Below are 20,030 nucleotides of genomic sequence, written 5' to 3'. Positions count from 1 at the left end.
GGGTTTGAAGTTTAATGTTTAATGGAAATAGGTATATGGCATACAGGACCATATTCGGGAATAAGATTACCATCTAGTACCGAACATCAAACACAAAACTTCTAACTAACCCTCTACACCGCAATATCTTTTTCCTCAGGGCCCGAACTTCCTTTAGAACCTTTATATGCTTCATTAGCATGCTGCCGTTCCATTTCAGCTATTTCATGTGGTGTAAGGTCTGCCTCCTCTTCCAATGTCAGCTTTTCATCTGCTTTATCGCGATGAATCTGGGGTGTAACCTTGCCGCCGGATTCTGTTGAATGAGATTGATTGTTATCTTCTGCAAATGCATCGTTAGCTATGTCCATAATTTTGGTTTTACTGGTATAAATGCAAATTGGAAGCCATCTTACCTGGTCAATGGCAGAATCACAAAACGTACTATCATGAAGATGATAGCCGCCAGGAATACAAGGATTGATATCCGGTTCATGCCGTGCATGTACTTCATCCATTGAGTATGTGGTTGTTCCGGATCTTTTTTCTTGATATATAAATATTCTGCAATCTGCTGCCAGATACCCATAGTATATTGATTTAGAAGTATGTGCAATAAAGTTACAAAGGTCCTCGATAGAAGGTAACGCTGCATGGAAAGAAAATGCAATGTTACAATGTAAATGTAACCCCCTATTACCATTACTTTCGCAATCCCCCCAACGGGTTCTGCCATGAAACAACACCTCTTATTTTTCTTCTGCATCATTGCAGGGTTTTCGCATGCTCAAACGCCAGTAAACATGTCGGTACAGCCGCGGTTTACCTTCACAGAAAATTTTTCCTCTATTGCCACCTGGAGTTTTGCCAGCGGTTCTACAGGTCAAATGACAACTACAGGTGCTGAATGGTGGAAAGGCGTAGCTGCAGGTGGATCCGGAAGTATACCCAATGGGACACGTATCACCACCTCCACCACCAACTTCTCCACTTCTGAAAATTCTGGCGGTCTTCACAAAGGCAACGAAAGCCTGGTGCTTCTTTCAACCGGCACAACTGATAACACCACATCAGCCGCTGTAGATCTTTATCTCAATTTCAGCACGCTGAATGCCGGCTTGCTAAACTTTGACTGGAAAAGCATCAACAACTCTTCAGGAAATCGAAATGGGTCACTTCGTATATATGCCTCAGTAGATAATGTTTCCTTTACAGAAATAACTGGCGCACAGGTTTTGAACTTTACCAATAATAATCCTACTGCAGGATCAGTAAGAAATGTTCAACTGCCCGCTGCTTTCAACAATGCGCAGACTGCCATCCTTCGTTTTTACTATCACAATGGCACCGGGGGAACAACAGGCGCACGACCTAAAATATCGATTGATAATTTACAGATAACAGCCGTTCCGCCTGCTACATGTGTGGCGCCGCAACAGCAACCAACGGCCTTAGTATTTAACTACGTAACACCAACCAGCATACAGGGATCAGTTACCGCATCCAATCCTGGAGCAGATAGTTACCTGGTGCTGGCTACTACCAATGGCACACCTGATTTTCCTGAAAATGGCAGTACTTATCATCCAGGCGACAATATTGACGATGCAGTGGTAGTATCTACTTCAGGTACATCTTTTAATTTCTCAGACCTGAACCCCGGCACACAGTATTACTTTCATGTATTTGCATATAATGCTTTATGTAGCGGAGGGCCTGCATACAATACAGTGAACAGTTTAACGGGAGATGTTGTGACACCATCTGGTAATCAGCCATGCGTTGCGCCACAGGCTCAGCCAACTGATCTAATTTTATCCAATATTTCCAGCACTTCAGTTTCAGGAAGTTTTTCACCGGCAAGCTATACAGATGAATACCTGGTTATAAGGAGCAGTGATCCATCTTTATCTGTATTGCCTGTGGCAGGAAATACTTACGCAGCCGGCGATACTATTGGTAATGGTATTGTTGTCTCCTCTTCAGCAGCTACAAACTTTACAGCTAACGGTTTAGCATCTTCCACTACATGGTACTTCTATGTATTTGGCTACAACAACCAGATGTGTAATAATGGACCTGCTTATTTACAGGCAGCTCCTCTAACAGCAAATGCTACTACACAGGCTTTACAACCTTGTAATACGCCATCAAGCCAACCTACTAACCTGCAGCTATCGCCGGGCAATGACTTTATCAATGGCTTGTTTGATCCGGTTTTTGATGCTGATCGTTACCTGGTGATCGTCAGCACATCCTCTACTCTATCAGCCGCTCCGGTTGATGGAGCATCCTATACTGCAGGTAGCGCATTTGGAAATGGAACCGTGGTTTCTTCCAGCTTTGCTACAGGGTTTAGAATTAGTAACCTGCAGCCAGGAACTTCTTATTACGTATTTGTATTTGCCGTAAATCAAGGATGTGTAGGCGGGCCTAAATATTTTTCGCCACAACCGCTTACTGCTACCACTACCACCACTACGGCACCTGTTTTCAATCATTATTTCGGCAACCTGCATGCGCACTCGAGGTATAGCGATGGCAACAAAGACAACAGCACATTTACTCCTGCAGACAACTATGCTTATGCTAAGAATTCGCTGTGCATGGATTTTCTTGGAATATCAGAGCATAATCATGCTGGTGCAGGTATGAAAAAGCAGAACTGGTTGCCCGGTTATACGCAAGCAATGAATGCTACCAGTTCCAACTTCCTTGCTTTGTATGGTATGGAGTGGGGTGTGACCAGCAGTGGCGGTCACGTGCTGGTATACGGTGTAGATAAACTGGTAGGTTGGGAAACCAACAATTACGACTTGTATGTGGCCAAGAGCGACTATACCGGCACACCTGCAACAACAGGAACTACAGGTTTATTCCGCTTTTTGAATAACTGGGGAAATAATGCTTTTGCTATTCTTGCACATCCAGGCAGTTCTGACTTCAATGCTCTTTTGCAGCAGCCTTACAATGCTACTGCTGATAGTGCAGTTATAGGCACTACCGTAGAAAATGGTCCTGCTTTCTCTACTGTTACTAATTATTCCAATCCAGCTTCGCCTATGGGCTTCCTTTCCTACTACCGCAATATGCTGGCTAAAGGATATAAGATCGGTCCAAGCCTGGACCATGACAACCACAACACCACATTTGGCCGAACGGCATATTCGCGACTTGCGGTTATTGCGCCTGATATCAGCAAGGCTTCTTTTATGCAGGCAATGCGCAACAGGAATTTTTACGCTACGCATGATTGTGATACACGTGTCAGCTTTACACTCAACCACCACATAATGGGAAGTGAAGCATCGGGAAACAATGCTCCTGCCATCACCATTCATGTATCAGATCCTACAAACATTTCCGCTGTTGCAACCATCCGCCTAATGAAAGGAGAACCGGGAAGTGGTGTACTTGCCAGTGAAGTTTATGCTCATACCGGCAACACACTCAACTTCACTGACTTTGACCTGCAGCCAAACACTACAGGATACTACTATGCAGATATTACCATGGACGGTGCACGAACCATTACAGCCCCTATCTGGTATACTCGCCTGCATGGCAGCGTACTATCGGCTGAAGTCATTTCTTTCACTGCAGTTAAGACCACAACTCCTTCAGTAAATCTTACCTGGAACGTGGCAAAAGAAGAAACACTGGAAACGTACGTAGTAGAAAGATCATTGAACGGAAGCCAGTTTGAAACCATATATACAACCCGTACAAGTACGGCAGCAAACGGTCAATATTCAGCGCTTGATCTTACACCTGCGAATGGTTTAAACTACTACAGGTTAAAGATGATAAGCAAGGATGGAAAAGTTAGTTATTCTAAAGTGGTAGCTGTTAATTTCAAAGATGCCAATGTTACTTCTTTAGATGTTTATCCTAACCCCGTAAGCAGTGTTTTGCAAATGAACATCAACAGCACAACAGCTGAAACTGCAACCGTTTTTATTCAAGATGTATTTGGCAGAAGTATACTTGCGCGGTCTATAGGTTTAAGAAAAGGTGTACAGGTTATTCCTTTGTCGCTTGATAATATTCCTGGCGGCACTTACTTTATCTCGTTGCAATTAAAAGATCAAAAGTTATCAAAGAAGATAGTCAAGCAGTAAAATATAATCATCTAAAGGCGCCGTTTGTGGCGCCTTTTTTCTTGCCGTTCAAGTAACCAAACAGCCAGCAGCAACCATGCAAGTCCTACACAAAAACCTCCCAGTACATCAGTAGTATAATGCACCTGAAGATATATTCTGCTAAAACCAATCAATAATGCTACAACAGATAGTAGTACTGAAACAATAGCTTTAATTGAAAGCTTCCAATGCGTTTGCCATAGCAGGTAAATAAGCAACCCATAAAAGATAAAAGCAGACATAGAATGCCCGCTTGGAAAACTAAAGTTCTCAAGAAAGTCTGTTAATTGATCTGCCGGTCTTTCACGCCTGAATAGCGACTTCAGTATCAGGTTGATCAAATAACCTGTCAAGCCAACCAAAGCAATACCAGCAGCAAGAATTTTATTTTTTACATAAAACAAATAGACAGCAGTTAGAACAACATAAGCAGGAAATAAGAAGTCTCTTGATGCAAGGAAGCTTATTCGTGTCATCCATGCAGTGGTGTTATCATTTACTAAGTGAACCGATACATAAGTAGCCACTTGTTTATCCAGTACATATTCTTGCTCCCATAGCACTTCGTGAATAATGAAGCCAAAACCAAACAGCGCCATTAAAAACATCACTAGCAAAAGCAGGAAGCGCAGCGGCAACTTCTTCAGTTTTTCATTTTGTATGCGGGTCAAGTTCATACTTATATTTTAAATAAGACTTAGTTCAAACAAAGCTTTTACCAAAGTGACAACCACAATAAATGTTTTTGTGAAGCACTTCAATAATCCTATTTTTAGAAACACTTGCTGATGCTGTTATTGCTAAAATACGAGGCCACGTTATTGCGCATCAAGTAAGCAACCTTAAACGATCGACTTATGGAAAAACTGGATGGTTCTGATTTCATGCGCGAAGCAATACGTTTATCAACTGAAAATGTAGAACTCGGGAAAGGCGGACCTTTTGGTGCCGTTATAGTTAAGGACGGAAAGATCATAGCGCATGGCACCAACCAGGTAACTGCCACCAACGATCCCACTGCACATGCCGAAGTAGTTGCTATCCGCAATGCATGCAAGACACTTAATACTTTTCAGCTGGATGGCTGCGAGATCTATACAAGCTGCGAACCTTGCCCAATGTGCCTTGGCGCTATTTATTGGGCTCGACCTGCCAAATTGTTTTATGCCAACTGCAAAGAAGATGCTGCCAACATCAAATTCGATGACAAGTTCATCTATGAAGAAATAGCAAAACCAGTAGAAGAACGCAGCTTGTTTACCCGACAGATCTTACGCGAAGAAGCATTGGAAACTTTTAGAAAATGGGCAGATGCAGAATCTAAAATTGAATATTGATGCTGCGCTTCATACTCAACAACCAGGAGATAACCACTGATCTTGCTGCCGGTAGCACGGTGCTTGATTTTGTGCGTTATCATAAAATGCTAAAAGGCACCAAGATCGGCTGCCGCGAAGGCGACTGCGGTGCATGCACAGTGCTGGTAGGCGATATAGAAAACAACCGGCTCATCTACCGCTCCATGACCAGCTGCCTGATCCCATTAGGTAATGCACAGAGAAAACATATTGTAACGGTTGAAGGTGTAAATATGGATCAACTATCGCCGGTACAGCAGGCAATGGTAGATACCAATGGTACCCAGTGCGGCTTCTGCACCCTTGGATTTATTATGTCATTTACTGGTTTTGTTTTACATCCTGCTACTAAAAAATATGATGAAGCCATAGCAGCTATTGATGGCAATATTTGCCGCTGCACAGGATATAAATCTATAGAGCGCGCTGCACAAGTAATTACACAGCTTGTACATGAAAAGCCTGTTGATAAAACTACAAGCTGGCTGGTTAAACAAGGTTTTCTTCCTGCTTATTTTATTGGCATAGAAGAACGACTGCATGTGATTAGAGAACAGCTTAAACATGCGCCACACTCAAATGGCGAGACAGATAAATTGCGCATTGGTGGCGGAACTGACTTGGTTGTTCAAAAGCCATCTGCTGTTAAACACGCACCTGTACAATTGCTTTCAGATACGGCTCATCTTAAAGGCATTCAAGTTGTGAATGGTGAATGCATGATTGGTGCTTCAGTTACTGTAAGTGAGTTTGTTGAATCGACATTTATCAACCAGATGTTTCCTTCGGTAAAGAAGTTCATCAAGCTCGTTTCTTCTACGCCTATCAGGAATATGGCAACCATAGCAGGCAACCTGGTAAACGCCTCCCCTATTGGTGATATGACCATTTTCTTTTTGGCTCTTGATGCAAATATTATTCTGAATGACGGAACACAGCAGCGCAACATCCATCTAAAGAATTTTTACAAAGGATACAAGCAACTGGATAAACATGCTCCGGAATACATTGAGAAGATCATCTTTAAAGTGCCACCTGCACAAGCTGTTTTCAACTTCGAAAAAGTATCGAAGCGAATGCACCTGGATATTGCCAGCGTTAATTCTGCTTGCTTGATAGAATGGAAGAATAACATCATTTCTTCTATTCATTTATCAGCTGGTGGTGTAGCTCCTTTTCCAAAACATTTAAGCATAACCTGCGAGTTCTTGCAAGGCAAACAACCTACAGCAGAAGTACTGAAAGCAGCTATAGAAATCATGAATGGCGAGGTGTCACCCATCAGTGATGCAAGGGGAACAGAAGCATACAAAAGACTACTGCTGCGGCAGTTGTTTTTAGCGCACATGCTACAACATAAAGCTCCTGCTAACGAAGTAAAAAAACTATTGCTGGCATGATAGCTCAACCTGCACATACCACCACCAAGCCTGTTGCCAATATAGATGCAGCAGGACATGTTACCGGTCGTTCTATTTATGTAGATGATATACCGGCCATGGAAGGAACGCTGTACGCCAAAATATATGACTCCACCATCGCGCATGGATACATTACCAACATCAACACATCTGCAGCAGAAAAAGCGGAAGGTGTTGTTCGTATATTTTCTTATAGCGACATTCCCGGCGCTAACGAAATAGGCGGCATCATTCACGATGAGCCATTGCTTGCAGAAAAAGAAGTAATGTTTCGTGGGCAGCCGATTTTATTAGTAGTTGCAGAAACTGAAGAAGCAGCCGAACATGCACTCACGCTAATAAAAGTTGAATACGAATCGCTGCCCATCATTACCTGTCCACGTGAAGCATTCAAACAAGGACAACTGCTAACAAAATCAAGAAGCTTTTCTAAAGGCAATGCTGCAGAAGCTTTCAAGAGCTGCAAGTATGTATTTGAAGGAAAGACTGAGACTGGCGGGCAAGAACATCTTTACCTGGAAACACATGGTGCCTATGCCATACCTGTTGAGAATGGCAACATCAAATTGTATTCATCTACACAAGGATTGAGGCACGTACAGGAAACCGTGGCGCATGTGCTAGGAGTAGGCATGCATGCTATAGAAGTAGATGTAACCCGCCTTGGTGGCGGCTTTGGTGGAAAAGAAGACCAGGCTGCAATGTGGGCCAGCATGGCCGCACTTGCCACACACCATCTAAAGCGACCTGTAAAGTGTATCCCTCACCGCATGGAAGACATGCGCATGAGTGGCAAACGCAATCCTTATAAAAGCGATTATAAAATCGGTCTTGATGAGGAACTAAACATTATAGCATACGAGGCTACCTATTTTCAAAATGGTGGTGCTGCGGCAGATCTATCTCCCGCCATATTGGAGCGTACTTTATTTCATGGTACTAATACTTACAATATTCCGCATGTACAGTTAACAGCTAATTCATGCAGAACCAATCTTCCACCTAACACAGCATTTCGTGGCTTTGGCGGGCCACAAGGCATGTTTGTAATAGAAGCAGCAATTGATCATGCGGCAACTGCATTGGGTGTAGATAAAGACCTACTGCAAAGAAAAAACCTGCTGCACGATGGAAGCGAATTTCCATATGGGCAGGTAGTGCAGGAAAGCGAAGCAATCAACTGCTGGGAGGATGCAAAACTTCGTTTTGAATTTGATAAAAGAAAAGAAGAAGCCGCTATTTATAATGCAAATAACGACCTGCATAAAAAAGGTGTGGCCGTGATGCCTATATGTTTTGGCATCTCATTTACCAACACCATGATGAACCAGGCAAGAGCATTGGTGCATGTGTATTGGGATGGCAGCGTAAGTGTAAGCACCGGCGCGGTAGAAATGGGGCAAGGCATCAATACAAAGATGATGCAGGTAGCAGCACAAACCTTTGGCATTTCGCAGAAAAAAATAAAGCTGGAAACAACCAATACAACACGCGTAGCCAATACATCACCTTCTGCAGCAAGCGCCACAGCAGACCTAAATGGTAAAGCTTTAGTAATAGCATGCGAACAAATAAATGACCGCCTGTACCAGCTGGTGCGCAAGCTTTACAATACCCACGCAGAGGCAACCATCAAAATTGTTGATGAGAAGATTTTTATTGATGGTGTTCAACAGGATAAGACTTGGAATGAACTGGTTTTAGCTGGGTTCCAGCACAGGATAAACCTGAGTGCAAAAGGCCATTATGCTTCACCTGTTATTCATTTCGATAAGACCACAGAGAAAGGTCATCCCTTTGCTTATCATGTTTATGGCACTGCCATTTTTACTACCACAGTAGATTGCATACGTGGCACCTACGAGATAGACAGTGTCAACGTGGTGCACGACTTTGGATCAAGCATAAACAGGCTGATAGACCTTGGCCAATGCGAAGGCGGCATCGTGCAAGGCATTGGCTGGATGACAATGGAAGAGGTGGTATATAACGAAGAAGGCAAACTGCTTTCGAATGCTCTTTCTACCTACAAAATACCAGACATTTATTCGGTACCTAAAGAACTAAACATTCACTTCCTGCATACGGATGGAGCTGAGCTGGCGATTTTTAAATCGAAAGCTGTTGGTGAGCCACCACTCATGTATGGCATCGGTGCTTATTTCGCTATTCGCAATGCCATCCTTGCTTTCAATCCGCAAGCTGATATTCCTTACTCGGCTCCTATCACGCACGAAAAAGTTTTGATGGCCTTATACACCAAGCAAAAATGAGGAAAGGAATATATAGTAAGCGTTGCTGGACAGGTGGCCGGTTGCAAGAGGCAACTGTATGTTTCAACAATGGCAAAATTGAAGAGATCATTTCAGGTGCCATGCCTGCAGGTGAGATAACAGATGCAGGTGATCATATACTTATGCCCGGTATAATTGATGCGCACGTACATGTGAATGAGCCGGGACGTACAGATTGGGAAGGTTTTGATACCGCAACAAAGGCAGCTGCAGCTGGTGGTATCACCACCATAGTTGATATGCCACTCAATGCATCACCGGTCACAACTACGCTTGCTGCATTTCATGAAAAGCTGGAGGCAACAAAGGGCAAGCTGCATGTAAACTGTGGCTTTTATGCGGGTCTTGTACCGGGCAATGTGCATGAGCTGGAAGGCATGATTAACGCTGGTGTTCTAGGAGTAAAAGCATTCCTGACGCATTCAGGCATTGATGAATTTCCAAATGTGGGTATACAAGAACTGGAAGAAGCAATGCCGCTACTGGCAAAGCACAAGGTTCCATTACTTGTTCATTGCGAGCTGAGCGATGACAAACATGGAGATGATCTTGCAGCCAATCCTACAAGCTACCAAAGCTATCTTAACAGCAGGCCGCGCCACTGGGAGAATTATTCTATCAAAATGATGATCGACCTGTGCCGCAAACACAATTGCCCTACACATATTGTACATGTATCAAGCAGTGATGCATTGGCGATGATTGCTTCAGCAAAAGCCGAAGGATTACCATTAACTGCTGAATCATGCCCGCAGTATCTCTACTTCAATGCTGAAGAAATACCGGATGGAAACACGCTGTACAAGTGTGCTCCTCCTATTCGAGAAAGAGAAAACAATGAACAGTTAAAGCAAGCGCTGAAAAATAGAATACTCGATTTCATAACCACAGATCATTCTCCGGCACCACCTTCTATAAAAGAAATAGCTTCAGGAAATTTGTTGGAAGCATGGGGCGGAATTGCAGGTCTGCAGTTTTTACTGCCTTCTTCATGGACGGCACTAAAGCAGCAAATAACCTTAGAAGAATTTATTCCGTTAGTAACCGAACAACCTGCAAAGTTCCTTTCTGCTAATAACAACAAGGGCTTGATAAAAGAAGGCTACGATGCAGATCTTACCATCTGGTCGCCTGCAGAGCAACTTGTAATAACGGAGGAACAGGTTTATCACAAGCATAAGCTGAGCCCTTACATCGGGAAAGAATTGTATGGTAAAACATACGCTACTTATGTAGCTGGCGAACTGGTGTACAAAGACCAAAACATCATTAACAAAAACAAGGGACAATGGCTTTTGAGAAAGTAACAGAGATCATAAAAGAACAACCATCTTTCACACAACTAACCGACCTTGCTGCAGAGCGATTAGGTGGAAAGGTGCTGTATGCTACTGATGATTTTTTTGCAGAAAAAGAAAACCTGCTAAAGCCAGGCAGAGGCATTTTTAAAGCAGACAAATACACCGAACGGGGCAAGTGGATGGATGGCTGGGAAAGCCGTCGCAAACGAACACCCGGACATGATTGGTGCGTGGTACAACTTGCTACCAGCGGACGTATTACCGGCTTTGATATTGATACAAACTTTTTCTTAGGCAACCATCCGCCACACGCCTCTATTGAAGCTGTGTATATAGAAGATGCAACCAACATCCCCAATTGGGATGATGCATCAATCGAATGGGAAACCATCTTACCCAAATCACCACTTGATCCTGGTAGCCAGAACTTTTACCAGAGCACCAGCTTTAAGATCTACAGCCACATCAGGCTGCATATTTACCCCGATGGTGGCGTGGCAAGATTAAAGGTTTATGGAGAGGTTCATAAAGACTGGAACGCACTAAAGCCAGGTGAAGTGGTGGACCTTGCAGCAGCCATCAATGGAGGCAAAGCGATTGCCTGCAACGACATGTTCTTTAGCAATATGAGTAACCTGTTGATGCCCAGCCGCGGCGTAAACATGGGCGATGGGTGGGAGACAAAAAGAAATCGCACACCTAACAACCGCGATTGGGTTATCATCAAGCTTGCGCACCCTGGTTATATATGTAAAGCTGTGGTAGACACCTGCCATTTCAAGGGCAACTATCCTGATCGTTGTTCTATAGAAGGCATCATGGCCACAGGCGAAACCAATGTTGTCAACAGCAACGAATGGCAAACAATATTACCAGAACAAAAGCTACATGCTGATGAAGTTCATACGTTCGAAAAAGAGCTACTTGCTTCACCGCTGATTTCGCATGTACGGATAAATATATTTCCTGATGGTGGCGTTAGCAGGCTGCGCTTATATGGTACAATCAACAGCAGCCTATGATTTTTGGTGTTATATATGTTGTGCTTGCTTTCATGCTGATCATGCTGTTGCGGCTTACTTATTTCTTTCCATCACTTAGTAAAGAGGAAGGTGAAACAGAAGAAGGAGAAAGGAGGAAGGAGATGCTGGATGGTTTCCAGGGTTATGTATACGCGGCCATTATTTTTATAACCATAGCCACCCTTACCAATACTTATTTTGCTATCAAAGGCACTCCTTGGGAAGGTCATTTTATGGAATGGCTGAACATAGTTGTACGCCTCATGCACATCACTTTTGGCATTGCATGGATAGGTGCGTCTTTCTATTTTGTCTTTCTGGAGAATGCACTCAATCGTACCAAAGATGTTCGTGAAGAATTGGCCGGTAATTTATGGGCAGTACATGGTGGTGGCTTTTATTATTTAGAAAAATACAAAGTTGCACCTGAACGAATTCCTAAGGATCTACATTGGTTTAAGTACGAAGCATACTTCACCTGGCTGTCCGGTTTCAGCTTGTTGTTTGTAGTGTACTATTTCAATGCGAGAGCATTTTTGATAGATCCAAACATTCTTGACATTTCGCCTGCAGCCGGCATTGCTATAGGCATTGCTTCGCTGGTGGCAGGATGGATTATTTACCATTTTTTATGTAAAACGGCTTTAGTAAAAAAGCAGGCACTGTTTGCGCTTGTGGGGTTGGTGATTGTGACAGCATTTGCTATTTTTTATACCAATGTTTTCAGTGGCCGTGCTGCATATATTCACTTTGGCGGTATGCTGGGAACACTGATGGCAGGCAATGTTTTCTTCATCATTATTCCATCGCAGAAAGCTATGGTGAAAGCGGCCAAAGAAGGTGAGCCACTAAACCCTGAGCTGGGAAAACATGCAGGCCTAAGATCGCTGCACAACAATTACCTGACGCTGCCGGTTTTGTTCGTAATGATCAGCAATCATTTTCCCAGCACGTTTGGCTTTAGCAATCCCTGGCTAATGCTTATGATCATAACTATAGGCACAGCAGGCGTAAAGCACTATCTTAACCTGCGCGAAAAAAAGCAGTTGAACATATACGTATTACCGGTATCAATCGTCATCTTACTGGCAGCAGCTTTTATTTCAGCACCACCCAAAGATCCGGGAGCATGCAATGATATCATAAGCATCAATGAAGTAAACATGATCGTGCAGAAAAGATGTGTGAGCTGTCATTCATCTCAACCTACAGATGATGTTTTCACAGCTCCGCCTAACGGGGTGGTGTACGATACGCCGCAGGATATCATCAACATGAAAGAAAAGATCATGCAGCGTGTAGTAGTAACGAAGACAATGCCGCAGAACAATAAAACAGCTATGACCGAAGCTGAAAGAAACATTATACGATGCTGGATAGAACAAGGCGGTCAAAATAAATAACAACATGACAATAGAACGATTCAATCAACAAGAAGAACAAACAGTACGTGAACAATTATTCACCTGCTGTGGCAGCAATCGCTGGGTAGACGAATTGATGAAACATTATCCATTTGCCTCTGAAAAAGACCTCTTACAACACACCCTCAGCGCCTGGTACGACACGTGTAACAGTGACGACTGGCTGGAGGCATTTTCACAACATCCAAAGATCGGCGACATAGAAACAGTGGAAGAAAAATTTGCATCGACCAAACATCTTGCTGGTGCAGAACAAGCTGGTGTAGCTACTGCTTCATCTTCATTGATAGAAGCATTGGCAAAAGCTAACAAGTCGTACCACGTAAAATATCGCTTCACTTTTATAGTATGTGCTACGGGCAAATCCGGTGATGAGATGTTGCGCATGATGGATGACCGTTTGCGTAATACATACAAGGATGAATTGCACATAGCCGCCAACGAGCAAATGAAGATCACGATTATCAGGCTTAAGAAATTGCTGTATGAAGCTGATTGGAGTTTTCTTCCTGTTAGCCAAATAACCACACATGTGCTAGACACTTCCATAGGTAAACCTGCCCGAAACATCACCATTGCACTACAGCAGGAACAGAACAACAGCTTCCATACCATTGCCCAAGGTGTTACCAACCACGATGGAAGAATAGCTGACCTGTTACCTCCTGGCCGTATTGTGGAAGGTGGCAATTACAAGATGATATTTGAGACTGCAGATTACCACCAGTCGCAGCAAGTGCAAAGTTTTTATCCAAGGGTGGAGATACAATTCAGCGTGTTTGATGGGCAGCACTATCATGTACCACTGCTCCTTAATCCATATGGATACAGCACTTATAGGGGAAGCTGATCTGCGTGCTGGAAGAGTTATTTAACTGCAGATATCAATCTTTAAGAAGAAATCATACATATGAACCCATCCATACCAGGAAATAAAAAAGAAGAATTATTCAACAGCTTAAGCCAGGCTAATCTTGCTTTTCAAAAAAAATATCCTGGCGACAGAACGGAAAGGCAGCCCGTGCACACCGTGTATGGTGGAGCCAATTTATTTAAGTACAATTCAGCAAAAGTGTTGGGTGAAAGAGCTATAGAAAGCTTCAGCACCTATGCACCTGATTTTGTTTCTTTCGGTAAAATTTTCAACCTGGATGGAGTTCAACAACTGGCAGGCACTACACCTGCGGAGCTTAAAGAACAATACGAACAACTAAGCAAAGAAGAGAAACGCAAACATCCTGCACGTCTTGCTTATGAGGTTTACCATAAAGTGCAACGGAAGCTAGAGACCGAAGCCATAGAAGATTTTCGCATCGACTTTGAAGATGGCTATGGCAACCGTAGCAATGAAGAGGAAGATGAGACCGCAGTAACCGCAGCCAAAGAAGTAGCACGTGGTATGCAGGAGAATACACTTCCGCCTTTCATAGGTATACGTATTAAGCCTTTTACGGAAGAGATGAAAGAACGCGGCCTGCGTACACTTGATCTCTTTGTCTCAACACTGGTAAAAGAAACTGGCGGCAAGTTGCCGGAGAATTTTGTGGTGATGCTGCCAAAGGTTACCATTCCTGAACAACCAAAAACACTTGCAGCATTGTTCGATGTGCTGGAAGAGGAACTGAACATTACACGCGGCAGCCTGAAGATGGAGATGATGGTGGAGACGACACAATCCATCATGGATATTGATGGCACCAACCCGTTATACCGCTTCATCCAGGCCAGCAACGGCAGGTGCATCGCTATGCATTTTGGAACCTATGATTATACGGCTTCTGCAGGCATCACTGCACGCTACCAGGAGATGGATCATCCTGTTTGTGATTTCGCACACCATATGACCAAAGTTGCACTTGCGCATACCGGCATCTGGTTATCTGATGGCGCAACCAATACAATGCCTATAGGACCGCATCGTGGTGATATGACCGAAGAACAACTGGCAGAAAATAAAGCTGTGGTTCACCGCGCTTGGAAGAAAGGCTATGACCACATCAGGCATTCTTTGTGGAATGGCTACTACCAGGGCTGGGACCTGAACCCGGCACAACTTCCTATGCGGTATGCCGCGGTCTTCGCATTCTTTTTAGAGAGTTATGAAGATGCAGTAGAGCGCCTGAAGACCTTTGTAGAAAAAGCAGCAAGAGCTACTTTGATAGGCGATGTATTCGACGACGCAGCAACCGGGCAGGGCTTGCTCAACTTCTTTTTAAAAGCCCTGAACAGCGGTGCTATCACCGAAGAAGAAGTATTACGAACAGGCTTAACCATGGAAGAAATAAGAGGTCGTTCATTCAAAAAAATATTGGAGAACCGGGCGAAGTAATGGAGGTATGGCAGTATATACATGACAAGCTGCAGGTTTCAGTAAAGGTGCTGCTGCTATGGGTGCTGGAAAGTGAAGGCAGTTCGCCTGGCCGACGGGGGTTTAAAATGGCAGTAGCAAGCGATGGTAGCTTTGAAGGAACGATAGGTGGTGGTATTATGGAGCATAAACTGGTGGAAAAAGCCAAAGCCATGCTTACAGAAGATGCAACTAGGATTTCGCTCATGCAGCAGTACCACGATAAGCAACATGCAAAAGATCAATCAGGTATGATCTGCTCCGGCAGCCAACGTATAGCTTTTGTTCCGCTTAATCCCTCTTCACTTGTACAGGTAGCAGCAATTGTAAAAGCGATCTGCAACCATGAAAAAAAGATGGTACAGCTAACACGGGAAGGATTAACTATAACCTCTACAGTGGATGCGACTTGCGGTTTTCAACAGTTGCAAAATGAAGAATGGATCTATACAGAAAAGGCAGATCAACGGCCTGTTATACACATCATCGGTGCCGGGCATGTTGGTCTTGCTTTAAGTGAACTGATGCACTTTCTTGGTTTTTATGTGAAGATGTATGATAACAGAGAAGGCTTGAATACTTTTACCAACAACCGGTTTGCGCACGAGAAACATGTGGTAGATTATCATAGAATAGTTGAAGTGCTACCGTCCAATAAAGAAGAATTTGTGGTGATTATGACGTTTGGCTACAGGGATGATAAGATCGTTTTTCGCCAATTATTGGATAAAGAATACTACTATCTCGGATTGATGGGAAGCGATGCTAAGATCAAAACGCTGTTGCAAGAACTGGAAGCCGAAGGATTTGATCCAGCAAAGTGGAAACATTGCCATGCGCCTATCGGCATCAACATTTTTAGTAAGACTACCAAAGAAATAGCAGTAAGCATAGCTGCAGAAATCATAAAGGAAAAGAATAAAAACCTGTCATCAGGAAGGGCTTATTCATTAGAGCAGGAATAATTTTTTCTGGATCTAGTGCAACAGAAACTTATGGTTTTAAAGATACTTTTTGTTGAAGACGATCCGGAGGATGCTGAAATGATCAGTGAAGGATTCTCACGCCTGGGATTTACCCAATTTTATTTCTGCAATGATCCTGTTACAGCATTTGATCATTTAGAAACGCTGCAGGACGAGGAATTACCAACCCTCATCGTTTGTGACTATTTCATGGGCGAAATGACCGGGATGGAATTACTGCAACGGTTAAAGTTTCACCCGCGCTACGAGCACATCCCGGTGTACATATACACCGGCACCATGACAGAAGAATTAAAGAATGTATTGCTTGCATCTGGTGCAGTGGAGGTGGTACAAAAACAATACGACCTTGAAATGCTGGGATACCAATTGGTGCGTTTTATAGAGTTAGCCTAATGCGGGTTTCCCATAATGAGAAGTTTATAGTTTTTATTTCCCACCTACAACTTTTTTACTTTGGTTGTTATCAATGTTGTAACACAACACAATCGATGAAAAAACTATTACTGCTAATTGTGATCACTTGCACAGTTACATGCCTCTCACCGAATAATGTTTCAGCACAAACTTCAAACACAGAGGCCAAGGTCCCTAAGCCGGTTCAAAAAGCATTTGAAGACTACATCATTTCAAATGGTTGGGTGCCACTAGCATATTTAGTAGAAGTTGATTATGTATTTAAAGATGCAAAAGGTAGTTATGTTTATACAATCAGAATTACCGACTTACGATCACCGCATGAACATAAATACACAAATAAAGTTCTGGTTGTTCATCCTACAGGAGTCGTAGAAGAAAGATTATGATAATACTTTTCCTTTGATAGCTGCCCCTCGAAATATCAAGAATAGCGACAAAAAAATGTTTGCTGCATTAGGGATCAACCAATACATTTGCAGCCATCATGGGGAATTAGCTCAGTTGGTAGAGCGCTTGCATGGCATGCAAGAGGTCAGCGGTTCGACCCCGCTATTCTCCACAAGCTTTAAGCCCCGCAAGGGGCTTTTTTGATTCTATTAGTTTATCGCCTTTTAAACCTCTGATGATGTTGGTAAACTGTCATGCCGACGAAGGAGGCATCCTATTTTTATATTTGTAGAGGGATCCCTCGTACCTCGGGACGACATACTTCTTGTCATGCCGACGAAGGAGGCATCCCCTGTTCCTTGTTTGCATATAAATCACTTGTACCTCAGGATGACAAAGCACTCGTTGTCATGCCGATAAAGGAGGCATCTAAATCTTAATCTTTCTCATGGAGATCCCTCGTACCTCGGGATGACATACTTCTTGTCATGCCGACGAAGGAGGCATCCCTGTTCCTTGTTTGCATATAAATCACTTGTACCTCAGGATGACATAGCACTCGTTGTCATGCCGACGAAGCAGGCATCTCCTGTTCCTTGTTTGCATGGAGATCTTTGTTCCTCGGGATGAGATAGCACTCGTTGTCATGCCGACAAAGGAGGCATCCCCTGTTCCTTATTTGCATGGAGATCTTCGTTCCTCGGGATGACATAGCAGTCGTTGTCATGCCGACGAAGGAGGCATCCCCGAAGCTAAAAAATCCCCCCCTGTTGAAGTGTGCGACGCAACAAAAGCCACTTCATTGCACAGATGCTGGCACCATAAAATTAACATAGCACCACCTACAGCCCTTGCTAAAGTTTTTAGTATTTTTGAAGCAACACCACGAAATGAGCGAGAGGATACGGGAGAAGTTAAGCATACTGGCCGATGCGGCTAAATATGATGTGTCGTGCGCATCGAGCGGCAGCAAGCGCAAGAATGAGAACAAAGGCCTTGGCAACGCCAGCAATGGCATCTGCCATGCCTACACCGAAGACGGCAGGTGTGTGTCGCTACTGAAAATACTGCTGACGAACCATTGCATTTTTGACTGTGCCTACTGCGTTAGCCGCAAAAGCAACGACATTAAACGTGCTGCTTTTACCGTGCAGGAGGTGGTTGACCTGACCATTAATTTCTACCGTCGCAACTACATCGAAGGTTTGTTCCTGAGCTCCGGCATTTTTAAGAACGCTGACTACACCATGGAGCGGCTGGTGCGCATTGCAAAGAAGCTGCGGACTGAAGAAAATTTTCATGGATACATACACCTGAAAGCCATACCTGGCGCCAGTGACGAACTGCTGCAGGAAGCTGGCTTGTATGCCGACAGGCTTAGCGTAAATGTGGAAATGCCAACCGAGCAAAGCCTGAAGCTGCTGGCGCCCGATAAGAACCGGAAGGATATGATTGCCCCGATGAAGTACCTGAAGGGTGCCATCATTGCCAACAAAGAGGAAAAGAAACTATTCAAAAAAGCTCCGCTGTTTGCACCTGCCGGCCAAAGCACGCAGATGGTGGTGGGCGCTACTCCAGAAAATGACCTGCAGGTACTTTGGATGGCGGACCAGTTTTACAAGAAGATGAACATGCGGCGGGTATACTACTCCGGTTATGTGCCCATTAGCAACGACAACCGCCTGCCTGCTATTGGTACACCCGTACCTATGATACGTGAAAACCGGCTGTACCAGGCAGACTGGCTGCTGCGCTTTTACGGCTTTAGCCTGCAGGAGATAGTGGACCAGGAGAACCCTGTGCTTGATATGGATATAGATCCTAAGCTTGCATGGGCGCTGAGAAACCCGCAGCTTTTTCCTGTAGATATAAATTATGCTGACCTGTATATGATCATGCGTGTACCGGGCATTGGTGTGGGCACGGCCAAAAAAATTGTTGCGGCACGCAAGCACCAGCAGCTTACGGCAGATCATGTAAAGAAGTTAGGAATAGCATGGAACAGGGCCCGCCACTTTATCACCTGCGCAGCCGATGCATATACACACAAAGACCTGCTGCCACTGCAACTAAAGTCGCTGATCATGCAGCAGACCACGAGCAAGTACCAGCCGAATTTCTCACCCCAGTTAAAGCTGTTTTAGAATGGTAACGATGCTGTACGACGGCAGCTTTGAAGGCTGGCTGACAGCTGTTTTTGAAGTGTATGAATATAAATATGCTGCTGTGCAAATTGTTACTTCAGAGCAGCACCAGCCAAATGTTTTTGCCACTATAAAGAATGTGGTTACAGATGAAGCAAAGGCTGAAAGAGTTTGGAAGGGGCTGAAACAAAAGATTTCAGCGAATGCGGTAGCGCAGGTGTATAAAACATTTTTAGGCGAAGAAATTGGCGTAGAGAATAAGCTGCTGGAGTATGTTCAGTATGCCTTCAGTAGGCCACAAAGCATAGAAAGTGATTTTGCTCATTCAGCTGTTTTGTATGTATGGCAAATGGCAAAAAAGGTGCACCGGGAAAAGCACCGGATGGAAGCTTTCATCCGTTTCCAGAAAATGAAGGACAATCTTTACTACGCGGTTTGCCAGCCGGACTATAATGTACTCCCGCTTATAGAAAGGCATTTCAAAGATCGGTATGCTGACCAGCAGTGGCTGTTATATGACACCCGCAGGAAGTATGGGCTGTATTACGACCTGCAAAACGTATCGGTGGTAGAAATGCACTTCAGCGAAGAAAGCAACGAGGGAAAAGAGCTGCAACATGCATTTGATGAACACGAAGCGCTATACCAGGTATTGTGGAAACAATATTTTGACAGCGTGAACATTGCAGCAAGAAAGAATACCAAATTGCATATCCAACACATGCCAAAGCGCTACTGGAAGTACCTGCCGGAGAAAAGGCAGCTTTAATCGAAATGTTTCTCGTCATCAAAATCGTGCAGAACT

The 20,030-nt window shown here is 43.9% G+C and carries 17 protein-coding genes and 1 tRNA gene; 15 read left to right on the top strand and 3 right to left on the bottom strand.

Translation table 11 applies throughout. From position 1 onward, the window contains the following. Window positions 1-113: 113 nt before the first annotated feature. Complete coding sequence (locus J4N22_RS14505; RefSeq protein WP_207495717.1) at window positions 114-350, bottom strand: hypothetical protein; 237 nt, start codon at window positions 348-350, stop codon at window positions 114-116. A gap of 41 nt (window positions 351-391) precedes the next feature. Next, window positions 392-715: a DUF6728 family protein gene (locus J4N22_RS14500; protein WP_207497033.1), complete on the bottom strand. Its 324-nt coding sequence runs from the start codon at window positions 713-715 to the stop codon at window positions 392-394. Here J4N22_RS14500 and J4N22_RS14495 point away from each other — a divergent pair. Then, on the top strand, window positions 714-4,100 hold the full coding sequence (locus tag J4N22_RS14495; protein ID WP_207495714.1) for a fibronectin type III domain-containing protein: 3,387 nt from the start codon (window positions 714-716) through the stop codon (window positions 4,098-4,100). The genes J4N22_RS14500 and J4N22_RS14495 overlap by 2 nt on opposite strands. A gap of 11 nt (window positions 4,101-4,111) precedes the next feature. On the opposite strand, the gene J4N22_RS14490 is transcribed toward J4N22_RS14495, so the two are convergent. Further along, window positions 4,112-4,798, bottom strand: coding sequence for a phosphatase PAP2 family protein (locus J4N22_RS14490; RefSeq protein WP_207495712.1), 687 nt, complete (start codon window positions 4,796-4,798; stop codon window positions 4,112-4,114). A gap of 180 nt (window positions 4,799-4,978) precedes the next feature. Between J4N22_RS14490 and J4N22_RS14485 the strand changes: the two genes are divergently transcribed. The 14 genes from J4N22_RS14485 (at window position 4,979) to J4N22_RS14420 (ending at window position 19,994) form a co-directional block, all read left to right on the top strand. Further along, window positions 4,979-5,458: a nucleoside deaminase gene (locus J4N22_RS14485; protein ID WP_280923986.1), complete on the top strand. Its 480-nt coding sequence runs from the start codon at window positions 4,979-4,981 to the stop codon at window positions 5,456-5,458. Continuing rightward, on the top strand, window positions 5,458-6,879 hold the full coding sequence (locus tag J4N22_RS14480) for an FAD binding domain-containing protein (RefSeq protein WP_207495711.1): 1,422 nt from the start codon (window positions 5,458-5,460) through the stop codon (window positions 6,877-6,879). The genes J4N22_RS14485 and J4N22_RS14480 overlap by 1 nt, the downstream gene beginning before the upstream one ends. Next, complete coding sequence (locus J4N22_RS14475; RefSeq protein WP_207495710.1) at window positions 6,876-9,173, top strand: xanthine dehydrogenase molybdopterin binding subunit; 2,298 nt, start codon at window positions 6,876-6,878, stop codon at window positions 9,171-9,173. The genes J4N22_RS14480 and J4N22_RS14475 overlap by 4 nt, the downstream gene beginning before the upstream one ends. Then, window positions 9,170-10,501: an allantoinase AllB gene (gene allB / locus J4N22_RS14470; protein WP_207495709.1), complete on the top strand. Its 1,332-nt coding sequence runs from the start codon at window positions 9,170-9,172 to the stop codon at window positions 10,499-10,501. The genes J4N22_RS14475 and allB overlap by 4 nt, the downstream gene beginning before the upstream one ends. Next, the gene (gene alc / locus J4N22_RS14465) at window positions 10,483-11,517 is read left to right on the top strand and encodes an allantoicase (protein WP_207495708.1); all 1,035 of its coding nucleotides are present in this window, start codon (window positions 10,483-10,485) and stop codon (window positions 11,515-11,517) included. Before allB ends, alc begins: the two co-directional genes overlap by 19 nt. Continuing rightward, window positions 11,514-12,920 (top strand): urate hydroxylase PuuD, encoded by a 1,407-nt coding sequence (locus J4N22_RS14460; RefSeq protein ID WP_207495707.1) that lies wholly within the window; start codon window positions 11,514-11,516, stop codon window positions 12,918-12,920. Before alc ends, J4N22_RS14460 begins: the two co-directional genes overlap by 4 nt. 4 nt (window positions 12,921-12,924) lie before the next feature. Beyond that, window positions 12,925-13,791, top strand: coding sequence for a hydroxyisourate hydrolase (gene uraH, locus J4N22_RS19990; RefSeq protein WP_242692242.1), 867 nt, complete (start codon window positions 12,925-12,927; stop codon window positions 13,789-13,791). Window positions 13,792-13,851: 60 nt separating this feature from the next. Next, the gene (locus tag J4N22_RS14450; RefSeq protein WP_207495706.1) at window positions 13,852-15,270 is read left to right on the top strand and encodes a DUF6986 family protein; all 1,419 of its coding nucleotides are present in this window, start codon (window positions 13,852-13,854) and stop codon (window positions 15,268-15,270) included. After that, window positions 15,270-16,253 (top strand): XdhC family protein, encoded by a 984-nt coding sequence (locus tag J4N22_RS14445; RefSeq protein ID WP_207495705.1) that lies wholly within the window; start codon window positions 15,270-15,272, stop codon window positions 16,251-16,253. The genes J4N22_RS14450 and J4N22_RS14445 overlap by 1 nt, the downstream gene beginning before the upstream one ends. Before the next feature lie 30 nt (window positions 16,254-16,283). Beyond that, on the top strand, window positions 16,284-16,670 hold the full coding sequence (locus J4N22_RS14440) for a response regulator (protein WP_207495704.1): 387 nt from the start codon (window positions 16,284-16,286) through the stop codon (window positions 16,668-16,670). A 95-nt stretch (window positions 16,671-16,765) separates the two neighbouring features. After that, entirely contained in the window at window positions 16,766-17,080 is a 315-nt protein-coding gene (locus J4N22_RS14435; protein ID WP_207495702.1) for a hypothetical protein, read from the top strand. A gap of 100 nt (window positions 17,081-17,180) precedes the next feature. Then, window positions 17,181-17,253: transfer RNA gene (locus J4N22_RS14430), tRNA-Ala, on the top strand. A gap of 718 nt (window positions 17,254-17,971) precedes the next feature. After that, complete coding sequence (locus J4N22_RS14425; RefSeq protein WP_207495700.1) at window positions 17,972-19,225, top strand: putative DNA modification/repair radical SAM protein; 1,254 nt, start codon at window positions 17,972-17,974, stop codon at window positions 19,223-19,225. A 1-nt stretch (window position 19,226) separates the two neighbouring features. Beyond that, window positions 19,227-19,994 (top strand): TIGR03915 family putative DNA repair protein, encoded by a 768-nt coding sequence (locus J4N22_RS14420; RefSeq protein ID WP_207495698.1) that lies wholly within the window; start codon window positions 19,227-19,229, stop codon window positions 19,992-19,994. The last annotated feature ends 36 nt before the right edge of the window (window positions 19,995-20,030 follow it).

It is taken from the genome of Aridibaculum aurantiacum, from assembly GCF_017355875.1.
Taxonomy (GTDB): domain Bacteria; phylum Bacteroidota; class Bacteroidia; order Chitinophagales; family Chitinophagaceae; genus Segetibacter; species Segetibacter aurantiacus.
Note: the sequence above shows the minus strand (reverse complement) of the source record. Positions and strands in the feature narration are given on the sequence as shown.

Bases quoted from the DNA above. Each gene is read 5' to 3' on its own strand.
- J4N22_RS14420 (WP_207495698.1), top strand. From the start codon at position 19,227: ATGGTAACGATGCTGTACGACGGCAGCTTTGAAGGCTGGCTGACAGCT.
- J4N22_RS14450 (WP_207495706.1), top strand. From the start codon at position 13,852: ATGAACCCATCCATACCAGGAAATAAAAAAGAAGAATTATTCAACAGC.
- J4N22_RS14460 (WP_207495707.1), top strand. From the start codon at position 11,514: ATGATTTTTGGTGTTATATATGTTGTGCTTGCTTTCATGCTGATCATG.
- J4N22_RS14505 (WP_207495717.1), bottom strand. From the start codon at position 350: ATGGACATAGCTAACGATGCATTTGCAGAAGATAACAATCAATCTCAT.
- allB (WP_207495709.1), top strand. From the start codon at position 9,170: ATGAGGAAAGGAATATATAGTAAGCGTTGCTGGACAGGTGGCCGGTTG.
- J4N22_RS14485 (WP_280923986.1), top strand. From the start codon at position 4,979: ATGGAAAAACTGGATGGTTCTGATTTCATGCGCGAAGCAATACGTTTA.
- J4N22_RS14480 (WP_207495711.1), top strand. From the start codon at position 5,458: ATGCTGCGCTTCATACTCAACAACCAGGAGATAACCACTGATCTTGCT.
- J4N22_RS14425 (WP_207495700.1), top strand. From the start codon at position 17,972: ATGAGCGAGAGGATACGGGAGAAGTTAAGCATACTGGCCGATGCGGCT.
- J4N22_RS14445 (WP_207495705.1), top strand. From the start codon at position 15,270: ATGGAGGTATGGCAGTATATACATGACAAGCTGCAGGTTTCAGTAAAG.
- J4N22_RS14435 (WP_207495702.1), top strand. From the start codon at position 16,766: ATGAAAAAACTATTACTGCTAATTGTGATCACTTGCACAGTTACATGC.
- uraH (WP_242692242.1), top strand. From the start codon at position 12,925: ATGACAATAGAACGATTCAATCAACAAGAAGAACAAACAGTACGTGAA.
- J4N22_RS14440 (WP_207495704.1), top strand. From the start codon at position 16,284: ATGGTTTTAAAGATACTTTTTGTTGAAGACGATCCGGAGGATGCTGAA.
- J4N22_RS14475 (WP_207495710.1), top strand. From the start codon at position 6,876: ATGATAGCTCAACCTGCACATACCACCACCAAGCCTGTTGCCAATATA.
- J4N22_RS14495 (WP_207495714.1), top strand. From the start codon at position 714: ATGAAACAACACCTCTTATTTTTCTTCTGCATCATTGCAGGGTTTTCG.
- J4N22_RS14490 (WP_207495712.1), bottom strand. From the start codon at position 4,798: ATGAACTTGACCCGCATACAAAATGAAAAACTGAAGAAGTTGCCGCTG.
- J4N22_RS14500 (WP_207497033.1), bottom strand. From the start codon at position 715: ATGGCAGAACCCGTTGGGGGGATTGCGAAAGTAATGGTAATAGGGGGT.
- alc (WP_207495708.1), top strand. From the start codon at position 10,483: ATGGCTTTTGAGAAAGTAACAGAGATCATAAAAGAACAACCATCTTTC.